Source organism: Leucobacter luti (genome assembly GCF_050310065.1).
GTDB classification, from domain to species: Bacteria; Actinomycetota; Actinomycetes; order Actinomycetales; family Microbacteriaceae; genus Leucobacter; species Leucobacter luti_B.
Genome location: NZ_CP190007.1, coordinates 2,030,149 through 2,045,303, shown reverse-complemented (window position 1 = coordinate 2,045,303; position 15,155 = coordinate 2,030,149). Strand labels below are relative to the sequence as shown.

Here is a 15,155-nt window from a genome sequence, read left to right as displayed (position 1 = left end):
TCACGGGTGACTCCTTTGGGTGTGGGTGAAGGTGGGGGTGCGCGCCGCGTCGGGGCCGGGTGTCGGCGCTGGATCGCGTGCGGTGTCGCGCTCCTCGCGGATCCGGTCGGCGAAGCTCGCAAGCTCCTCCGCGAGCCGGGCGCGCACGTAGCGCCGCCGCCAGACCGTTGCGGCGATGCCGAGTGCGAGCACCAGGACCGCGAGGAGTGCGGGCCAGGGCAACGCCCAGGCCGTGACCTCGGCGGTCGCGGGGGCCGGCAACGGGTCGGTCGCCGCGAGCCCGGACGCGGGTATCGGCGTCACGGTGATCTCAGCGAACAGCAGGAGAAGGGGCGGCACACCCGGGAACTCGGGCGAGACTCGGGTGACCGCGCCGGGCACGAGGTCCTCGATGGGTGGCAGCTGCAGGGTGCCGAGTTCGATCCCGAACGGCCCGCTCAGCCGCACGCTGGGCAGGGCCGAGACGCGCGTGTTGCCGCGGTTGGCCACCTCGAAGGCGACACGCCCTGTGCCGCCCGCAAACGGGTTCACGGCCGCGTCGAAGCCCGCGACGGGGCCGACGATCCCGATGCCGGGCGAGAGCGGGCCGTCGACCCGCACGTGGACCCGGGTGCCCACGCGGTCTTCGCGGCGGACGATTCCGCCCTCGGCAGGCTCGGAGGCGAAGGAAGCCACGATGCCTGCGGCGTGGTCCCCCGGCGGGGCGTCGGCTGGCACCGAAATGGTGAACGGGATGTCGGCCCGTTCCCCCGGTCCCAGGTCGACCGTGACGCCGAGCCCGGCCGCGCAGACCGCCTCGGCCTCACGCGCCGCGTCATCGCCCGCCGCTGAGCCGCCATCCGGCGCCTCGCTCGGCGGCGGGCAACTCGACGGCGCGCCGTCGAGCGCCGTCCATGAGCCGAGGTCGCGGGAGGCGCGATCCGACCCAATCAAGGTGAACGCCCCAGTGCCGTAGTCGACGGTCGCGTCAGCGGCGTAGACGCGGAAGCTGCCGGGGTTGGCGCCAAGATTCGAGACGCTCACCCAGTCGGTGATGACCGTGCCGGGAGCAACCTGGAAGGAGAACTCGCCGCGGCCGTCAGGGCCCTCAGGTGTCGATGGCAGGACGCCCCACTCAATTGCCGCCGGGTCGACGGGGGGTGAGTCGCCGAGTGCCGGGGCGTGGGGTGCCGCGAGCAGCACCGACGCCAGTGCGACGACGGCGCTGCTCGCGAGCGCGATTCGGGTGAAACTCATGTGGCCCTTTGCGTGGGTGTGGTGGTGCTAGATGAGGGTGAGGGTGAGGGTTGAGGTGTAGTTGCCTGCTGGGATGCCTGCGGCGACTTCGAGGGCGAGGTCGGCGTTGACGGTGGTGGTGACGTTGGGGGTGGTGGTGCCTTCGCCGGTGGCGAGGACTCGGGCGCGGCCGTCGGCGTTGCTGCTGCCGGGTGGGATGGCTTTGCCTGGGGTGCCGGCGCCGCTGACCTTGGTGGGGGTCCAGCCGAAGGAGAGGATGGGGATCTGTTGCTGACCGGAGGCGAAGGGGGTGGAGGTGCCCGTGAGGGTCCAGGGCTTTTTGTCGGTTGCGCGTCGGTCGTCGTTCACGGTGACGTTGCCGAGTGTGCCGGTGGCCTTCCAGAGTGCGCCTTGTTCGCGGGTGGTGGGGCCGGTGAGTGTGGTGGTTTTGGGGACGACTGTGAGGGTGAGTCCGCTTGCGGCGGTCGTGGTCTGGGTGGGCACGATCACGGTGAGTTGGGTGGCTTCGGTGACGGGGGTGACGGGGGGTGCTGTGGTGGTGGCGCGGATGGTGCCTTCGGAGGGTTCGTGTTTGGTGTCGCCTGAGTACTTTGCCCCGAGGGTGTATTCGGTGCCGGGGGTGAGGTCGGGAATGTTGGTGGTGACGGTGCCGCCGGTGATGGGGAGTGGTCCGCCGACGTTTGCCCCGTTGCTGGTGAATTGGACGGTGCCGGTGGCGGCTGCGGGGGCGACGGTTGCGGTGATGGTTGCGTAGTCGGGGCCGACCCCGGAGACAGTGACCGCGGTGGTGGTCGGTGCGAGTTTCGCCGACTCGGGCGGCAGGATCGTGATCACCCCGTCCTTGGAAAAGTGGAAGAGGGCCGAGAAGTAGCGAAAATTTGTCGGATCGTAGGGGTAGACCTCGCAGGTCACGATGACCATCACCTTGCGATCTGGGCCGAACCGGCTCTCATATGTTCCCGTCAGATCTCGACTATGGAGCCAGAAGGGCTTCATCGCGAGTGGCTTGCCGTCAAGCCCGCCCCCGGGCACCTTGCGATTCGATACCGTAATAAGCTCCCTTTCGCCTCCCTTACCGATACCGAAGTCCCAATAAGTAACGCCTCTGTCCCGGAACCCCGCGGGGCATCCCACCTCGGTCGTTGCGGTCTCAAAGGGCAACCGGGTGCTCCCGGTCGCGCCCTCCTTCAGCTTCAGCGTGAGCTCGCCGATCTTGTGCGCCGGATTGAGCTCCTCGGCCGGCTCGAACGCCTGGGCGGGCGATGCGGGAAACAGGCTGAGCGCGACGACGGCTGCGGCCACGAACGCGACGATTGTCCTCGCGCCCCGGCGACGCCGCGCCGGCGGAACTGAGGGCTGCTGGGCGGACTGTGAATACATCGGAAAATCCCTTCGGTCAACGTATGAACGGGCGGGCACCGGAACGGGGCCGGCACGCGGCCGACCCCGTCCGTAATGCGGTTGATGCTGGGTACTGCGGGTGTGCTGCTGGTGCGGTGCTGGGGCGCCCCGCGCTACTTGTCCGCGAGCTTGTCGACCGCTCCCGGCGAGTAGAGCACCTTCGTGATCGGATCCTCCCAGTTCTGCTCCAGCTCGCCGAAGCCGAAGTCGGCGATCACCGTGCTGCCGGCGTTGATCTTCGACTCGGCCGTGAAGATCGCCGAGTCTGCCCCGACGAAGAGCTCCTTCAGCTGCTTGTTGTACCCCGGCGCCTCCGTATTGATGGCGTTCGTCTCAACGACGTTGAACACCGGGCGGAGCACCGGGAAATGGGTGTTCATCGCGCGTCCGCCAATGAGCGACGGCTGTCCGTTGATTTTGATGAGCTCCGCAGACCCGTTCCGGTTCTGCATGTTGATCCCGTAGGCCGAGCTGATCCGGTCAGCGTCCTTCTGCGCGATGAACGACGCAATGGAGTAGGGCATCACGTCGGTCGGGCGCTTCAGGTGGGTGCCGTCGTTCTCCTGCACGGAGAGGCCGTCGGCGTCCACATCGCTGGCGTGGCCCGTCACCTGTGCCTCGGTGAGGCCCAGCGCATCGATCCAGAACGCGCGGCTGCCCGAGCCCTTCTGCGGCAGGAGCGGGGTGAGCTCGTGCGAGGCCCCGTCAACCGTGATGGACGTGACCGTCCCTGCGTAGATGTTCCGCAGGGTGAGGGCGTCCTTCGGATCATCCTCGCTGCCCAGGGGCAGGTCCGCGGGGAGCACGCTTTCCCCTTCGGCGACGGCCGCCGACACGCCGTCGATCGCGAACGGAATGTAGGTGAGCTTACCCGTTGTCCCCCATACCCCCGCGCTCGAGGAGCGGGCGTACTCGGCGTCGTCCCGCTGGAGCTTTTCCGGAACGCGCTTGCCGTCCACCTCGATGTACGAGGAGCGGTCACCGATCGTCATCACCTGGTTGTCGATTGCCGCGAGCAGGATCTGCTTGCCCTGCGTGGAGCCGTTGCCGCGCGGCACGAAGGCACGCGGCTCGGACTCGCCCGACTGGACGTAGCCGGTGCCGGCGTCGTAGGAGGCGAGGCGGTTCGCGCCACCCTCGTTGAGCACGGTCGCGATGCCGTTCATGACGTGCTGCGTGGTGTCGGAGCCGTAGCCGTCGATCACGGGATTCGTGTTCGCGGGCGGATCAGCGAGTGCTGCCTGACCGCCCGTCAGGGTGAGTGCGACGGCTGCCGCACCCGCGAGGAGGCCGAGTGTCTTGCGCTTTACAGGGTTGAACACTTCATTTCCTTCCAATGGTGTCCCCTTGAGTGGTGCACCGGTGAGGTGCCCGCCCCCGACGATCCCGCACAGACTCGGCGGGGGCTCCTCGTTCTGCGCGGGAACGCATCGCTGAACGAGTGGTCTGGGCCGCGACCCGCGGGCGCCGGCATCACAGGCCGATTCCGCGTCGTCGCAACAGGAATGGTGCCGTGGCCGCGCCCGCGAGGCCAGCGAGGAGGGTGAGGCCGAGCGCGGTCTGCGTGGCCGCCTCCGGGGTAGCGTCGCGCGCATCGTCCGCGCCCGTGAAGGAGGTGGCCGTGGCCGGGCCGTCCCCGATGCCGTCGGTGCTCGGGGCCGGCGCCTGCGCAGGCGAGGGGGCGGCCCCGCCGCGGCCCCCGGCTGCGGGAGGCGGCGCGCCGCCCCCGCCGGTGGCCCCTCCTCGGGGCAGGAGGAGCTGCGCAGCGAGCCGCTCCGTTGACGCTCGCTGCACCGCCGAGAGCGGCACATATCCGCCTGGGAGTTCACCCTGCCCCTCGCCCGGGATCTGCCCCGGCCCCGCGGCGTGGCGGAGGAGCGCCGCATAGTCGGCGCTGGCCCGGGCGTCGAGCTTCGGCGCCGCGAGGTCGACGGCGGCGTTGACCGAGAGGGTCAGCGGATAGCCCGTCGCCGGAATCTTGTCGAGCGGTATCCGCGAGTGCCCGGTCGCGGCGTCGACGACGGCGACCCCCGCCGCAGCGGACATCGCCTCCGGCGTTGGCGCCACGAAGGTCCTCGCATCGCCCACGTCCTCCTTGCCCGTGGTCCGCGCGAGCGGGGCGGCGAGCTGTGCGTTGGGAAGCAGGTAGTTGACGGCGTCCGGCAGCGCCACGGGGCCGAGCAGCTCGCGGAAACTGCCCGGGAGGGGCGGGCCATCGCCCTTAAACATCAGGGTGTCGGGGTCCCACTGGTTGAGGCTTCCGTCATCGGCGCGGAACACCCGGGCCGCGGACTGCGCGAAGCTCCCGAGATACGGCATGTAGGAGGTTGAGTCGATGGTCTTGCCCCGGGTCTCGCTCGTGTTCGCGGGGTTCGTCGCGCGATCCGCGCGGAAGAACGCGTCGACGCGGTCGCGGCTGAGGTCGATGGGGATACCGCCGTCGAGCGCGCGCGCGTGGGTCGATGGTAGGTAGCTGGGGTTGATGGTCATGCCCCACGGGTCCGCCTCTCCCCGGAGGAACTGGGCGGCGTCCGCGTCCGCCTGAATGTAGGCCCAGAGGGCGGCAATGGAGTCGTCGCCCTGCGGGCCGATGGTCACCACGTAGGGGGCAAGCAGGCATAGGGCACTGCCCCGAGGGTTCTTCAGGGCCTCCCACTCCGGGTCGTCGAAGACGCACTGCGGCACGTCCCTGCCCTCGAGCGACTTCGCAAGCCCGTCCCGGCCGAGCCCGTAGGTGGGCACCTGGTACCTGTAGCTCTGCGTGAAGAGCTTCGCCAGCAGCCTCGGGGTCAGCTTGACGTCCCGGAACACATCGCCGCGTGACGACTCGATGGTGAAGCTTATGGCGAGTGCCGTGTTCACGAGCGGGGCATAGCGGAGCTGGGCGGCGTCGAGTTGGGAAGGGGGCGCCGCGCCGATGCGCCCCGGAGCGAGCGTGTCGACGATCGTCGCGAAGCTTGCGTCGCCCGTGAGGAGGCGGCCGCGCACGTTGTCACCGGCCGCCGTGTTCATCGAGTAGGTGGCCGGCCCCGAGCCGCAGAGCTCGGGTTGCCACGCGCTCAGCGCGGGTGCGACGAGCTCGGTGCCGATCACGGGGCGCTCCGCGACACCCGCGCGGCACGCGGGGGTGACGTTTGTGAAGTGCAGCGGGATAGCGATGCGGTTGTTGAAGTTCGCGCAGTCGGGGGTGATCGCGGGGCCCCAGGCGGTGTCCACCGCCTCACCGAAGGGCGGCGCACTGCCGAGGACCCCGCTGCAGGGGAAACCGGTCGACCGCTCCTCCGGCCACGTGGGCGAGTGGCCGCCGCGGGGCACCACGACCAGCCAGCACGGCTTTCCCTCCCGGGCGGCGCCACCGCACCCGAGATAGGGTTGGGTCACCGCGGACTGCGTTTCGAAGCCGACCCTGGCTTTCCCCTCCCGGTCAAACCGCACGAACAGATTCTCATTGGAGTTCGCGGTGGTGAAGAAGTTGCTGAGGCCGTCGACCGGATACTTGTTGCCGCCGCCCCCCTGCACCCATCCCTGCTCGCTCATCTTGCCGTCTACTGCCCGGAACCGCGGGAAGTAGGTGAAACGTTGGCCGCTCGGTTCGTGGGGAACGTTCCGGACTCCGCGAACCCCGACGTTTCTGGGGCCCATCAGGCTGTAGACGTCGATACCGGAGCCAAAGACGCACGTCTCCTCGAAGCCGGGATCGAGCGGGCTGTCGCCCCAGCACTGCATGAGCTGGAGGAAATTTTTTGCTTGTTGACGGCCAGTTGACGTCCGCGCCATGCCGCTCGCGGAGACCGTGATCACCTCGTCGGCGAGTCCCGCCGTCTTCGACACGGTCACCTCGAGATCCTTGAAGTCGCCCCAGTGCCCAGACTTCGCCCAGAATCCCTCCGGGTCTCCGTCGCGCGCCACCTGGAAGCGCTGGATCTCCTCCGGGTTGCCACCCGCCCACTTCACCGTCATGGAGGAGCCGTCGGTCGGAGCGGCACCCCCTGGCGACGTCGCATCGGCGGTGCCCTCGGCCGGCTGGGCCTGCTGCGGCGGATCGCCGATGGCCTGGGCCGGCGCGGCGAGCATGACCCCGCTGAGCGCGATCGCCAGCGCGGCCCCCGATGCGGCGAGCCTGCCACTCAGGCGTGTGAAGAACCGGTTCACCTTACGCTTCCCTTCGGCTATTGCTGCTGTGGTTCGGTGAGGGCCGCGTCCGTAGCGCTACGCCGCCCCGGAGCCGCCGACCCAGGAGCGGCGGGAGCACCGCGGCCGCGAGCATTCCCGCGCCGGCCCCCGCGAGCCCGAGAGCGCGCAGGGCCCCGGGGTGCGACGCCGGGATGTCCTGGGGCGAGCCGCTGACGAGCGCCGGGGCGGCATCGGCCGACAGCACGTCCCCGTCGACCGCCGCGCCCGCTCCGAGGGCACCCGCCCCACCCGCTTCGCCCGCGGCCCCGCTCCCGGCGCCGTCGGCTCCCCCGGCTCCCGCGCCGGCGGTCGGCCGTGTCTCCGTGCCGCGGGTGCCTCCCGTGCCGGTCGTGCACTGGACCGGCCCGCGCCGATCGCAGTCTGGCGGGTAGGGCGCCTCGTTTGCGAGTCGGTTCGTGCCGTCTGGCGAGAACGTGGGGTTGTTGCAGGCGGTGATGTCCTTGATCACCGGGTCGCCGCCAGGGATCTTCCTGATCTGCTCCTGCCCGGCCGCGACCAGGTTGATGGGGAGAGGTGAGTAGCCGAGCGCGTCGGCCTGTTGCTGGCCCTCGCACAGGAAGTACGAGCCGAAGTCGGCGAGCGTGCGGCCCTTGTCCTCCGTGAAGCCCCGGTCGAGTTGCGTCGGCATGATGATGTAGCTGTAGCTCGAGAGCGGATAGGTGCGGATGTCGGGTGAGGTGAACACCTGCGTGAGATCCTGGGTGAGGTAGTTCTGCGAGCCCCGATCCTGGTTGATCTGCGCGGAGAGGAGCGCGACCGCGACATTGGGCGCCGTCGGCTCGGTGAAGTATCCACCCTCGTTGAGCAGCTTGACCACGGGAAAGCGCGAGTTGAGTGCGTACGAGTACTCGACGTAGGTGATCGACCCGACCGCGTGGGCCTGCGCGACGGCCCCGGCGACACCCTGCCCGCCCGAGCGGCCGATGAAGCCGGATCCCGGAATCGTCGGATAGTTGCTCGTGACGCCGCAGTGCCCGCCGACGAGATGCCGGCCGACCGCGCCGCAATACGCGTCCCAGATCGGGGCGTGCCGCTGCCGCATCCACGTCGTGAACTGCGCAGAAGTTCCCGAGCCGTCGGAGCGTACGATCGGGACGATGGGCGTGGCGGGCAGCGCGAGGCCCGGGTTGTCCGCCTGGATCTCCGGATGGTTCCAGACCTTGATCTGATTGGTGAAGATCTTCGCCACGGCCTCGCCCGAGAGACGCAGGTTGGTGACCCGCTGACCACCGATCTCGAGGTTGTACATGAACACCGTGCCGCCCGCGACGATCGGCATGTAGACGAACGCGCGTTCAGGCATGTTGTCGTTCTCGAACGACGCCGGGTTCAGGTAGGGGATCTCGGAAACGCCGAAGTCGACGGTGCCTGCGGCGAAACCGTTCCGCCCAACGGTTGATCCCGTCTCTTCGTAGCGGATGGTCCACTGGTAATTGGCGTAGACGTTCCTGATCCACTGCTGGAGCGCGTTCGCAGACCAGGTCGAGCCGCCCCCCGTGATGGGCGCGTGAATCGTGCCGACCGCCTGAGCGGGCGTCAGCTGCCCATAGAACCCGAGCGCGATGAGGAAGAGGCCGAGGCCCGCGGCGATGAGGCGGTGTGCCCCCCAGCGCCGAGCGGAGCGGCACCGCTCCTCGGCCCGCGACTTGAGCGCGCGGGCGCTCATTGCTCGCTCCGCTCAAGGACGAGCGTGCCTGCCGGCTCGGCGCCACGATCTTTCCGCTCGGCGAACCGCTCGGCATCGCGCTTGCTCGCCGCGCGGGCGCGGGCGAGACCCCCTCGCGACAGCTCGCCTGCCCCCTTGCCGCCGATCACACGCGCAAGGAGGAACAGTAGGAAGACGATCACCATGAGCACGGCGGCCGCGCCGAAGCCGCGGGCAATCTGGCTCGCCTCCGGCGATCGAACGAGCGTGAACGTCGCAAGCGGCAGGCTCACCATGGGGCCGGAGAAGGGGTTCCAGTTCGTGAACGTGGTGTAGCCGGCGGTCAGGAGCACGGGACTCGTCTCGCCGATCCCGCGCGCCGTGCCCAAGACGATCGCGGTCATGAGCCCCGACTTGCTCGTGGGGATCACGACGTGCCAGATCGTACGCCAGTGGCTCGCGCCCGTGGCGAACGAGGCCTCCTTGAGCGTCTGCGGCACGAGCCTGAGCACGACGTCGGCGGACCGGATGATGATCGGGAGGATCATAATCGTCACCGCGAGTGCTGCGGCGAAGCCGGACTTGTCGAACCCGAACAGCAGGATGTAGGTGGCGTAGATGAACAGGCCGCAGATGATGGACGGCAGCGCCGTCATCGCCTCGACAACGGTGCGAACGATCCGGGCGAACGGGCTGGGAAACTCGGCGAGAAACACCGCGCACAGGAGACCGAGCGGAATCGAGATGCTGAGGGCGATGGCGATCATGATCAGGGTGCCGATCGCAGCGTGCAGCATCCCGCCCGTGGTGAGCGGGTCGAGCGGCCCCGCAAGGGCGAGGTCCTGCGACCAGAAGTTCGCGCGGAGAAACGCTTCCGAGCCCCGCAACAGCGTGAACACGATGACGACCGCGAGGGCCGCGACGAGCAGGGCCGCGGACGAGTGAATCACCACGGCCCACACGCGATCCCGCACCGTCTCCCGGTGCTCGTCGAAGCCGATGAGCACGACGAAGAACCCCATGAAGAGGAGGTATGCCGTGGCCGCGTAGGCGACCGGTCCCTCCCACGGCAGCACCTGCGTCACCAGCCAGGCCGCGCCCGCGAGCGCGGCCACCGCAGCGCCGAGCACCCGCAGCACGTCCTCCCGCCGGATCCGCGCAAGGTTGCGGCGCGTCTCCGGGCGAGTCGCGTGGCTCTGCCCCTCTTGTGCCGGCAGCCGGGTGCGCGTCACGCGTCCGGGCGGCGCGGCGCGGCGCTGATCCCGCGCCGAGATGATTTGCTGCGTCATGCTGGTGCCTTTCTTCCGTTCTTTCGTGACCGCACCCCGGCGGTCAGCTCGCCGCCCCGGAGCGGGAGCGCTGGATGATGAAGCCGGCAACGAAGTTGACGGCCATCGTGATGAGGAACAGCACGAGGCCTGCCGCCATGAGTGCCGACAGCTCGAACGCCGATGCCTCTCCGTAGCGCAGTGCGATCAGGGAACTGATCGAGTTGGTACCGGTCGCGAGTACGTGCCAGTTGATGATCGTGATCGGGGAGATGACGAGGTACACGGCGATCGTCTCGCCGAGCGCGCGGCCGAGCCCGAGCATCGTGCCGCCGATGATGCCGCCGACGCCGAACGGGTACACGACGCTGCGGATCATGCCCCACTTGGTTGAGCCGAGCGCGAGCGCGCCCTCCCGCTCCCCCGCCGGCGCCTGGGCGAACACCTCGCGCATGATTGACGCGGCGATCGGCGCGACCATCATCGAGACGACGAGCCCCGCGAGCATCGCCGATGCAGTGAACAGGGTCGGCGTCGCGAGCGGGTTGTCCGGGTCGAAGTCCGGCACCGCGAAGATCGGGATCCACCCGAACGTCGCACTGATCCACTGCGATACGGGGAGCAGCGCCGCCTCGAGCCAGAACATGCCCCACAGCCCGTAGACGACCGAGGGGATCGCGGCCATGAGGTCCACCACGTTCGTGAGGAACCGCTTGATGCCCTCGGGAGCGTACTCCGAGATGTACGTGGCGATCCCGAGCGCGAGCGGAAGCGCCACCGCGATCGCGATGAACGCGATGACGACCGTGCCGAAGAGCACCGCCGCGATCCCGAACCTGCCGCTGTTCGGCTCCCAGGCCTGCTCCGTGAGGAAGCCGAGACCAGCGACGCCGATCGCATCCCAGCCGCGCACGAGCAGGAACACCCCGACCAGGGTCATGATCGCGAGCACCAGCACGCCGCCGCCGTGGGCGCCCACCTTGAACACCCGGTCGGACGGGCCGCGCGCGCCGAGAAGCGGCCGCGGGGCGTCGAAGTCGACGTGGGTGGTGCGGCGCGACGGCAGACCGCCGCGTCGTGGCTTGCCCTCCTCCGGCTCCGGATCCGGATCCGCGAGTGCGGTCGCGTGCTGCCGGGCCGGGCCGGCAGCGCCGACGACCGTGCCGCCGAGGACCGTGCCGCCCGCGCCGGCCAGCGACGGAGTGCGGGGCGCCGTGCCGCTCACCGCGTCGCTGCGCGCACCGGTGCGACCGGCCGTCCTGCCGCTCGACCGGTCGAAGCCGAGATCGAGCAGCGCCCGCCGGGTGGCGTCGGTGCGCTCCTGCTCAGCGGGCCGCTCCCCTGAGCCTCCAGAGGCCCCATGGGCTTCCGGGGCCGCTCCGGCCCCGGCTCTGCGATATTGCGGATTTCCGTTCTCGTCGTTCGAATCGCCGCTCGAATCATCGCGCGTCATGCACTGCCTCCGCCTGCCTCGTCTGGTTCAGGAAGAGCGGCCCCCCAGCCCACTCCACCGGCCTCCCCCGCCGGTTCGTGCTGCAACGCGACTACCCTGGCACGGCGCTGTGAACGGGGGCAAGGGTGTCGAGGGGCCCGTTCGCGGGGTGATCGGCGCAAGCGTTTCCGCGGGGTGAACGCTTGCCGGCTCTCGGCGATTTCGGGCGCGTCACGGGCATAATCCGGAACGCGGAGCGACCTGCGGATCCTGCGCAGATGGCTCGTTCGCGCCGGCCAAGCGGGTTCAGCCGACGTTCATCTCTCCCGCAGGCTCCCCGCTCCGGGGCGTGCCAAGTGCCCCGGGTCGAAGGGAACGAAGGTCGGATGAACTGTTCCGAATGGCTCTGGCGCGTCGCGAGCGAAACCGGATGGAATGAAACGGTCGGGGCGCGGGCTCATCAGTCGTGCCCGGCGACCCGATTCGTGACCCGCGGGGATCCCGTCAGCCCAGCGGTCGCGATCAATCGTCCGCCCTGACAACGGAGGTGCAGTGATCAGAGTGCTGATCGTCGATGCCGAGAGGTATGCGCGGAGCGGCTTGCGGGTGCTGCTCGAGGGCCACGGTGACCTTGCCGTGGTCGGAGAGGCGTCCTCGGCGCCTGAGGCGTTCGCGGCGGCGAGGGCGAAGGCCCCCGACGTCGTGCTCATGGATGTGACCCTGCCCGATCGCTCGGCGTTCGGGGCAACCCGGGCGTTCGCGGGCGCCGTGCGCCCGGTCCCCGTCGTGCTCGTCACGGCCGCGGAGAGCGACGACTTCATATTCGGTGCCATCGACGCCGGCGCCTCGGGGGTCCTGCCGAAGAGCGCAGGCCCCGGCGAGATCGTCGCGGCGATCCGCGCCGCCGTCGCGGGCAGGGCCATCATCTCTCCCGAGATCGCGCCGCGCGTGCTCGCCGAGTTCGCGCGCAGGCGCCCCGCGACGCCGCGCGTGCCCAGCCACACGCTCACCGGCAGGGAGGTCGAGGTGATCCGGGCCCTCGTCTCGGGGGACGGATCCAACGCCGACGTCGCGGGGCGGCTCGGACTCACCCCCGGCTCCGTGAAGGGGCACATCGGGAGGATCCTGCCGAAACTCGGGCTGCGCACGCGCACCGAGCTCGGTGTGTGGGCCGTGCGAGGAGGAATCGCCGAGTGAGCCCGGCCGCGCGTGTGGGCCAGCCGGCCCGCAGCGCGGCCGGGTAAGCTGGAAGGGTTGACCTTCAGGCACCAGCGCGGAGCAGCTCGCCGCGCGCCCACGCGGTGCCGCCCACATTGAACCCGACCACAGTGTCGAGACACGGAGTACCCGCATGACCGCGATCCCTGACAAGCCGGCACTCGAAGGCCTCGAAGAGAAGTGGGGCGCGGTATGGGAGGAGCAGGGCACCTACGCCTTCGACCGTGAGGGCGCGGCCCGCGACGACGTCTACAGCATCGACACGCCGCCCCCGACGGCCTCGGGCTCGCTGCACGTCGGCCACGTCTTCTCCTACACCCACACCGACACGGTCGCCCGCTTCCAGCGCATGCGCGGCAAGCGGGTCTTCTACCCGATGGGGTGGGACGACAACGGACTGCCCACCGAGCGCCGCGTGCAGAACTACTACGGCGTGCGCTGCGATCCGACCCTCCCCTACGTCCACGGATTCGTGCCGCCGCACGAGGGCGGCGACGGGAAGAGCATCAAGGCGGCCGACCAGCAGCCGATCTCGCGACGCAACTTCATCGAGCTGTGCGAGCGCCTCACCGTCGAGGACGAGAAGCAGTTCGAGGATCTGTGGCGTACGCTCGGGCTCTCCGTCGACTGGACGCAGAGCTACCGCACGATCGGCGAGGAGTCGCTGCGGGCCTCCCAGCTCGCGTTCCTCCGCAACGTCGCCCGCGGCGAGGCATACCAGGCGCAGGCGCCGACCCTGTGGGACGTGACGTTCCGCACCGCGGTCGCGCAGGCCGAGCTCGAGGACCGCGAGCAGCCGAGCGCCTACCACACGCTCGCCTTCCACCGGAACGACGGCGAGGGCGACATCCTCATCGACACGACGCGCCCCGAACTGCTCGCGGCCTGCGTCGCGCTCGTCGCGCACCCGGACGACGAGCGCTACCAGCCGCTCTTCGGCACGACCGTGCGCACCCCCCTGTTCGACGTCGAGGTGCCGATCCTCGCCCACCACCTCGCGCAGCGCGACAAGGGCACCGGCATCGCCATGATCTGCACCTTCGGCGACGTCACCGACGTCGTCTGGTGGCGCGAGCTCGACCTGCCCAACCGCGCGATCCTCGGCTTCGACGGCCGCGTCATCGCGGAGACCCCCGAGGCCATCACCTCGGAGCGGGGCCGCGAGATGTACGCGCAGCTCGCCGGCAAGACCGTGTTCAGCGCGAAGCAGCTGATGGTCGATGCGCTCACCGAGTCGGGAGAGCTGCGGGGCGAGATCCGCAAGATCACGCATCCCGTCAAGTTCTTCGAGAAGGGCGACAAGCCGCTCGAGATCGTGTCGACGCGCCAGTGGTACATCGCGAACGGCGCCCGCGACGAGGCGCTGCGCGAGCGGCTCCTCGCGCACGGCCGCGAGCTCGACTGGCACCCCGAGTTCATGCGCGTGCGCTACGAGAACTGGGTCGAGGGACTCTCGGGCGACTGGCTCATCTCGCGCCAGCGCTTCTTCGGCGTGCCGATCCCCGTCTGGTACCCGCTCGACGCCGAGGGCAACCCCGTCTTCGACGAGCCGATCCTGCCCACAGAGGAGCAGCTCCCGGTCGATCCGTCCTCCGACCTGCCCACGGGGTACACCGAGGAGCAGCGCGGCCAGGCCGGCGGCTTCGTCGGCGAGGTCGACGTCATGGACACCTGGGCGACCTCCTCGCTCACCCCGCAGCTCGCGGGCGGCTGGGAGCGGGATCCGGAGCTCTACGACCTCGTCTTCCCGTTCAGCCTGCGCCCCCAGGGTCAGGACATCATCCGCACCTGGCTGTTCTCCACGCTGCTGCGCTCCGAGCTCGAATCCGGCACACTGCCGTGGCAGCACGCCGGCATCTCGGGCTGGATCCTGGACCCCGACCGTAAGAAGATGTCCAAGTCGAAGGGCAACGTCGTCACCCCGGCCGGCATGCTCGCGCAGCACGGATCCGACGCGGTCCGCTACTGGGCGGCCTCCGCGAAGCTCGGCACCGACGCGGCCTTCGACCCGCAGAACCCCACCCAGATCAAGATCGGCCGTCGCCTCGCGATCAAGCTCCTGAACGCGGCGAAGTTCACGCTCGGCTTCGACGCGTCCGGGGCGGGTCAGGTGAGCGAGCCGCTCGACCGCTCCATGCTCGCGGGCCTCGCGACCGTGGTCGAGGGCGCGACCCGCGCCTTCGAGGCGTACGACCACGCCCGCGCGCTCGAACTCACCGAGTCGTACTTCTGGACCTTCTGCGACGACTACCTCGAGCTCGTCAAGGAGCGCGCCCACAACGGCACCGGCCAGACGCAGGCCTCCGCCGTGACCGCGCTGCGCGCCGCGCTCTCCGTGTTCGTGCGCCTGCTCGCGCCGTTCCTGCCGTACGCGACTGAGGAGGTCTGGTCCTGGTTCGGCGAGGGCTCCGTGCACCGTGCCGAGTGGCCGACGCCCGCCCCCCTCACCGAGCTCGCGGGCGACGACGCCGATCCGGGTCTCCTCGCCCTCGTCGGCGGCGCGCTCATCGGGATCCGCGGCGCCAAGACCGCCGCAAAGGCCTCGCAGCGCACCCCCGTGATCCGGGCCGTCGTGCACGCGCCGGCCGCCGACCGGGATCGCCTCGCCCTCGCCGCCTCCGACCTCGCCGACGTGGGCCGCATCGCCTCGCTCGAAATCGTCGCCCCCTCGGCGGATGGATCCGGATCCGGAGCCGGATCCGAGGTCGCCGCCGTGACCGTCGCCGAGATCGAGCTCGAGCAGGCGGAGGGCTAAGCATGC

9 protein-coding genes are annotated in these 15,155 nt (G+C 69.9%); 2 read left to right on the top strand and 7 right to left on the bottom strand.

Annotated features, from left to right (window positions below; genetic code table 11):
• The 7 genes from ACOPJ3_RS09355 to pstC form a co-directional block, all read right to left on the bottom strand.
• Positions 1–1,236, bottom strand: coding sequence for a hypothetical protein (locus ACOPJ3_RS09355; RefSeq protein WP_427868913.1), 1,236 nt, complete (start codon positions 1,234–1,236; stop codon positions 1–3).
• A gap of 27 nt (positions 1,237–1,263) precedes the next feature.
• The gene (locus ACOPJ3_RS09350; RefSeq protein ID WP_427868912.1) at positions 1,264–2,616 is read right to left on the bottom strand and encodes an Ig-like domain-containing protein; all 1,353 of its coding nucleotides are present in this window, start codon (positions 2,614–2,616) and stop codon (positions 1,264–1,266) included.
• A gap of 134 nt (positions 2,617–2,750) precedes the next feature.
• Positions 2,751–3,959 carry a hypothetical protein gene (locus ACOPJ3_RS09345; protein WP_427868911.1) on the bottom strand — a complete coding sequence of 403 codons (1,209 nt, stop codon included), beginning with the start codon at positions 3,957–3,959 and terminating at the stop codon, positions 2,751–2,753.
• Between the two features lie 151 nt (positions 3,960–4,110).
• A complete protein-coding gene (locus ACOPJ3_RS09340; RefSeq protein WP_427868910.1) occupies positions 4,111–6,789 on the bottom strand; it encodes a hypothetical protein in 2,679 nt (892 codons plus the stop codon).
• 1 nt (position 6,790) lies between these two features.
• Positions 6,791–8,497 carry a phosphate ABC transporter substrate-binding protein PstS gene (locus ACOPJ3_RS09335; protein WP_427868909.1) on the bottom strand — a complete coding sequence of 569 codons (1,707 nt, stop codon included), beginning with the start codon at positions 8,495–8,497 and terminating at the stop codon, positions 6,791–6,793.
• Positions 8,494–9,765, bottom strand: coding sequence for a phosphate ABC transporter permease PstA (gene pstA / locus ACOPJ3_RS09330; RefSeq protein ID WP_427868908.1), 1,272 nt, complete (start codon positions 9,763–9,765; stop codon positions 8,494–8,496). Before pstA ends, ACOPJ3_RS09335 begins: the two co-directional genes overlap by 4 nt.
• A 43-nt stretch (positions 9,766–9,808) precedes the next feature.
• A complete protein-coding gene (gene pstC, locus ACOPJ3_RS09325) occupies positions 9,809–11,197 on the bottom strand; it encodes a phosphate ABC transporter permease subunit PstC (RefSeq protein ID WP_427868907.1) in 1,389 nt (462 codons plus the stop codon).
• 531 nt (positions 11,198–11,728) lie between these two features.
• Between pstC and ACOPJ3_RS09320 the strand changes: the two genes are divergently transcribed.
• Together ACOPJ3_RS09320 and valS are read left to right on the top strand one after the other, a co-directional pair.
• Positions 11,729–12,373, top strand: a complete 645-nt coding sequence (locus ACOPJ3_RS09320) for a response regulator (RefSeq protein ID WP_427868906.1) — start codon at positions 11,729–11,731, stop codon at positions 12,371–12,373.
• Positions 12,374–12,527: 154 nt separating this feature from the next.
• Positions 12,528–15,149: a valine--tRNA ligase gene (gene valS, locus ACOPJ3_RS09315; RefSeq protein ID WP_427868905.1), complete on the top strand. Its 2,622-nt coding sequence runs from the start codon at positions 12,528–12,530 to the stop codon at positions 15,147–15,149.
• The last annotated feature ends 6 nt before the right edge of the window (positions 15,150–15,155 follow it).